The sequence below is a fragment of the Collimonas silvisoli genome (assembly GCF_018305005.1).
In the GTDB taxonomy this organism is placed as follows: domain Bacteria; phylum Pseudomonadota; class Gammaproteobacteria; order Burkholderiales; family Burkholderiaceae_D; genus Collimonas; species Collimonas silvisoli.
This window is the reverse complement of record NZ_JAGQEG010000173.1, coordinates 1-4,997: the sequence shown is the minus strand read 5'-3', so window position 1 is coordinate 4,997 and position 4,997 is coordinate 1. Positions and strand designations below refer to the sequence as shown.

Annotated in this window: 5 protein-coding genes; 2 read left to right on the top strand and 3 right to left on the bottom strand. The window is 58.3% G+C overall.

Going from position 1 to position 4,997, the window contains the following annotated elements; genetic code table 11:
• The first annotated feature begins 15 nt into the window (after positions 1-15).
• The gene (locus KHU33_RS25350; protein ID WP_211468195.1) at positions 16-1,326 is read left to right on the top strand and encodes a YihY family inner membrane protein; all 1,311 of its coding nucleotides are present in this window, start codon (positions 16-18) and stop codon (positions 1,324-1,326) included.
• A 299-nt stretch (positions 1,327-1,625) separates the two neighbouring features.
• Here KHU33_RS25350 and KHU33_RS25345 read toward each other — a convergent pair whose 3' ends face one another.
• The 3 genes from KHU33_RS25345 to KHU33_RS25335 are packed head-to-tail and all read right to left on the bottom strand — an operon-like array spanning position 1,626 to position 4,183.
• Entirely contained in the window at positions 1,626-1,943 is a 318-nt protein-coding gene (locus KHU33_RS25345; RefSeq protein WP_211468193.1) for a DUF962 domain-containing protein, read from the bottom strand.
• 31 nt (positions 1,944-1,974) lie between these two features.
• A complete protein-coding gene (locus KHU33_RS25340) occupies positions 1,975-2,859 on the bottom strand; it encodes an alpha/beta fold hydrolase (RefSeq protein WP_211468191.1) in 885 nt (294 codons plus the stop codon).
• Position 2,860: 1 nt separating this feature from the next.
• Positions 2,861-4,183, bottom strand: a complete 1,323-nt coding sequence (locus KHU33_RS25335; protein ID WP_211468189.1) for an O-acetylhomoserine aminocarboxypropyltransferase — start codon at positions 4,181-4,183, stop codon at positions 2,861-2,863.
• 139 nt (positions 4,184-4,322) lie between these two features.
• On the opposite strand from KHU33_RS25335, the gene KHU33_RS25330 reads away from it, so the two are divergent.
• Entirely contained in the window at positions 4,323-4,769 is a 447-nt protein-coding gene (locus tag KHU33_RS25330) for a CBS domain-containing protein (RefSeq protein ID WP_211468187.1), read from the top strand.
• Positions 4,770-4,997: the final 228 nt, after the last annotated feature.

Below are 4,997 nucleotides of genomic sequence, written 5' to 3'. Positions count from 1 at the left end.
AAAATTAGGTAAAGCATGAAGTCAATAAAATTCTCTGGATTACGTGGCCTGTCCTGGTCGGAATTGCGTGATCTGTTTCGTTTCGCGGCGCGCCGCCTGAGTGAAGAACGTTTGCCGCAGGTGGCCGGCAGCCTGACCTTCACCACTATCCTGGCGCTGGTGCCGATGCTGACCATCGCGCTGGCGATCTTCACCGTTTTCCCGCTGTTCAGCACCTTCCGCGCATCGCTGGAAGAGTATTTCGTGCACTCCCTGATGCCCAGGGGCGTGGCCGACACCATCCTCAATTATCTCAGTCAATTTGCCGCCAAATCGGCGCGCCTGTCGGCAGTTGGCGGGGTAGCGCTGATTGCCACTGCGGTGTTGACGATGTCGACTGTAGACCATGTGTTTAACCGCATCTGGCGCGTCAAGACCCAGCGGCCCTGGATCCAGCGGATGATGGTGTATTGGGCGATTATCACGCTGGGACCATTGCTGATCGGCATTTCGATCAGCGTTACTTCCAATCTGTCTGCCGCCGCCAATGGCTTGGTGATGAGCTGGGTTGGCGCCTGGTTCTATACGGCGGTCTCGATATCGCTGACCACCGGCGCGTTCACCTTGCTGTACGTAGCGGTGCCGAATCAGCGGGTGAACTGGCGCGACGCCGTCTGGGGCGGCTTGCTGGCCGGTATCGCCTTTGAAATCGCCAAGCGCTTCTTTGCCGCCTACGTGATCAAGTTTCCAACCTACACCGTGGTCTACGGCACATTGGCCGCCTTGCCGATTTTCTTGTTGTGGATCTACATGCTGTGGATGATCACGCTGGTCGGCGCCTTGCTGGCGGCGGCCTTGCCGGTGGTGAAATACGAACGCTGGTGGCACGTGCCGACCCCGGGCAGCGCTTTTGTCGATGCGATGGCGGTGTTGGAGGTGTTGTATCAAGCCCGGACCAAAGCTGATTCAGCCGCGGTGGATGCGGCTCAGATCCGGCGGGCGACCAGGCTCGGTTTCGACGAGTCGGAAAGTTTGTTGCAACGGATGCTGGAAATCGGCTGGGTAGGCTGCGTGCAGACCGAGATGCAGAGCAGGACCCAATGGGGGCGTAAAGTGCGTGTCAGCATCGATGGCTGGATCTTGCTGGCCAATCCGGAAGTGCTGAAACTGGCTGAAATCTACCGTTTGTTCGTTTGCAACCTGGTGGCGAACAAGGTGACCGACTCAGCGTTGGCATGGCAGGTAGAAGCCGCGATCGAGCAGGGCCTGGAGCAGACTCTGGCGGCGTATTTTGAGCAGGGCTTAGTACAACCGCACTTTGACAGTTCCTCCATGCGGCAATCTTGAGTTCCAGAAATAGCTGACTTTCACGGCACTCTTGTAAGTCGGGCGCGTATAGTTCATTAAAAACAATGGCTTCTTTACGGCCGCGGCAGGCAGTTTCTGCTCAGCAGCCTGACCCGGTTTCTGCTGCGTTGGTGTGCTATCCGTTGTGTGCATGAATCTCCCTTTTTCCAGCTGTCGATGAACCGCCTCAATATTCGCTCAGTATTCGATTAGCGTTTGTTGTGATGTCTAAATAGAAAATCAACGCTATTCTAAGGGACAAACGGCTCACATTGCTGTGAGCCGTTTTACATAGTTAATTAAAAAGAAACCTGACAGGTCAGCATCTGCCAGTACATGACCCAGTCGCCGAGGAACGAATAAAGCGGTTGCTTAAAGGTGGCGGGGCGGTTCTTCTCGAACACGAAATGGCCGACCCAGGCAAAACCGTAGCCGCACACCAGCGCTACCGCCAGCCAGTACAGGGCGCCGGTCAATCCCAGCGCGACCAGCGCCAACAATGCCAGCGTCGAGCCGACGAAGTGCAGCTGGCGGCAAGTGCGGTTGCTGTGCTGGCTCAGATAACTCGGATAGAACTCGGCAAACGTCTCGTATTTCTTGTCAAGCACGGTAGGCATGGTCTCTCCTCGTTGTTGCTGTACTTTAAGCTTAATCCCCGATGACGGTGGGTGCAACCGCTGCCGCCGAGTGCACTGCGGCAGCGGCAAATCTGAACAGATGATCAAGCACCGCATCCGGTTGTTCCGCCATCAATGCATGGCCGCTGGCTTCGATTTGCACTACCTTGGCATGTTTGATGGCGGCGATCAGGCCGGCTGCGGCCTTGGCGGGTGTCATGATGTCGTGTTGCCCGAGCAGGAACAAGGTGGGGCAAGTTACTGCCTGCGCCGCTTGTCCGCCGTTGGCATAGCTGTTGCACGCGGCAAAGTCGGTATAGAACACGGTTGGTTTACCGTCTGACTGGCGCGCAATGCGCTGCATCAGGCGCTGGCTCGCGCCCTGTACGTAAAATCCCGGGCCGGGGGCTGAGGGCTTGGGCGAAATGGTCGAATGCGACCAGATATTCACCATGTCGATCGCACTTTGCTGCGCATTGTTGGCGGCGTCCAGCAGCGCATCGGCGACTTTCATCGGGTAGGCCGTGCCGACCAGCGCAATCCCGGCAATCTGCGCCGAACCGGCAGAACCCGCAGCGCGGCCGGCGCTCTCCAACGCGATCAGCGAACCCATGCTGTGGCCGATCAGGATGGCTTTGCTGACGCCGGCGGCATCCAGCAAGCAAGCCAGCCAGTCTGATAATTCTTCAATGGTGGCCAGGGCCGGGCCTTGGCTGCGGCCATGTCCCGGCAAGTCCACCGCCAGCACGCTGAAACCGTGATGCGCGAAATAGCGGGTTTGCAAGATCCAGACCGAGTGGTCGTTTTGGCCGCCATGGATGAATACCGCGGTCGGCAGCTCCGGGTTGAAGGCTTTGCCGCCGGTATAGCAATAGCTGTCGTATTCTGCGCCGCGAAACTGAATTTTTAATAACATCTTATTTTTCCTTCCGCTCTGCGCGTTGCGATATCTTGAGGCCGTAGGCCAGATCCTCGATCAAATCCTCGACGTTCTCCAGGCCGATCGATAACCGCAACGTGCCTTCGGTGATGCCGGAGGCCGCCAACTGCTCGCTGGGGACGCGGAAATGGGTGGTCGAGGCGGGATGGATGACCAGCGATTTGGCGTCGCCGACGTTGGCCAGATGCGAAAATATCTTGAGCGATTCCACCATGCGGCGGCCGGCCGCGCGGTCGCCCTTGAGGTTGAATGAAAACACCGCGCCGCAACCTTTGGGCAGCAGCGTCTTGCTCAGCACATAGCCGGGATGCGAAGGCAACTCAGGGTAGGCGACCGCTTCGACCGCTGCGTGCGCCGCCAGGAACTCGACCACCTTGCGGGTGTTGGCGACATGCTTTTCCATGCGCAGCGCCAGCGTCTCTATCCCTTGCAGGATGGCGAAAGCATTGTGCGGACTCATCACCGCGCCGAAATCGCGCAATCCTTCACGGCGGGCGCGCAAGGAAAACGGCGCCACCGTCGATTCCTCGGAAAACACCATGCCGTGGAAGCCTTCATACGGTTCGCACAACTCGCTGAAGCGGCCGGTTTTTTCGTAGGCTTGCTGCCAGTCGAAAGTGCCGCCATCTACCAGCAAGCCGCCGACCGCGGTGCCGTGGCCGCACAGGAATTTGGTAGCGGAGTGAAACACCAGGTCGGCGCCATGATCAAAGGGTCGCAGCAGATAGGGCGTGGTAAACGTGGCGTCGACCATCAGCGGCAGATAATGTTCGTGCGCCAGGGCGGCGATGCGCGGAATATCCAGCACATCCAGTCCTGGATTGCCCAGTGTTTCGCCGAACAGCGCTTTGGTATTCGGCCGGATCGCCGCGCGCCATGCATCCAGGTCGCTCGGATCGACGAAGGTGGTCTCGATACCGAAGCGCTTCATGGTGTAGGACAGCAGATTGTGCGAACCGCCGTACAAGGCGCGCGACGCTACAATATGCGAACCGGCGCCGGCGATGGTGGCCAGTCCCAGATGCATGGCGGCCTGGCCGCTGGCGACTGCAATCCCGGCGACGCCGCCTTCCAGCGCCGCGATGCGTTCTTCCAGCACGGCGTTGGTGGGATTCGAAATGCGCGAATAAACGTGGCCGGCACGTTCCATGTTGAACAGCGAGGCGGCGTGGTCGGAATCCTTGAAGACAAAGGCCGAAGTCAGGTAAATCGGCGTGGCGCGGGCGCCGGTGGCCGGATCGGGAACGCTGCCGGCGTGCAGCGACAGGGTGTCGAAGCCGGGATAACGGGGGGTGCTCATGGTGTTGGCTGTCTCCTTCTATTCTTGAAATATGAGAATTCAGTCTACTCGTGCTGCGCTGCCCGGTAGATTTTTAGCGCCGCTTAGGCTACATTCTGGATACCAGCAAGCATAACCCAAGCAAAGGCAGGATGGCCCCATGAAAGTTTCTGAGATCCTCAAAGTCAAAGGCAATATTCTTTACACCGTAACGCCGGAAACGCCGTTGATCGAAGCGGTCAATACGATGGCGGAAAAAGATATCGGTTCGCTGGTGGTGATGGAGTTCGGTACGCTGGTGGGGATGCTGACTTTCCGCGAAGTGATGAATGCGATTCACCAGAACGGCGGTGCGGTCGGCAGCAACACGGTGCGCAAGCATATGGATGACAGCCCGATTACCGTCACCCCGGATACCGAAGTCAACGAAGTGCGCCGCATCATGCTGGAGCGCCACGCACGTTATGTGCCGATCATGGATGCCCGCACCTTGCTCGGCGTGATGTCGTTTTATGACGTCGCCAAGGCGGTGCTGGACGCCCAGGGTTTTGAAAACAAGATGCTGAAAGCCTATATCCGCGACTGGCCGTCTACCAGCGAAGAATAGGATTTGTTCCGGTTTGTGAAGAACCGTTTGTGGCAAAAGACGCCGCAAACGGTTTTTTTGTATAAGTTTAGGGCCTGTTGACATATGATTTGGGAGTGCGAACGTGCGGCAGGCGTTGCAGGCCTAGGCGCGACGACGCGACGTAGCGGTGCTACGGCAAGGAGTCGCAACAACGGCATGCGACGCCTGCAGCCGTTCCCGAAGGGTTCAAACCAAAACGTGCGCTGG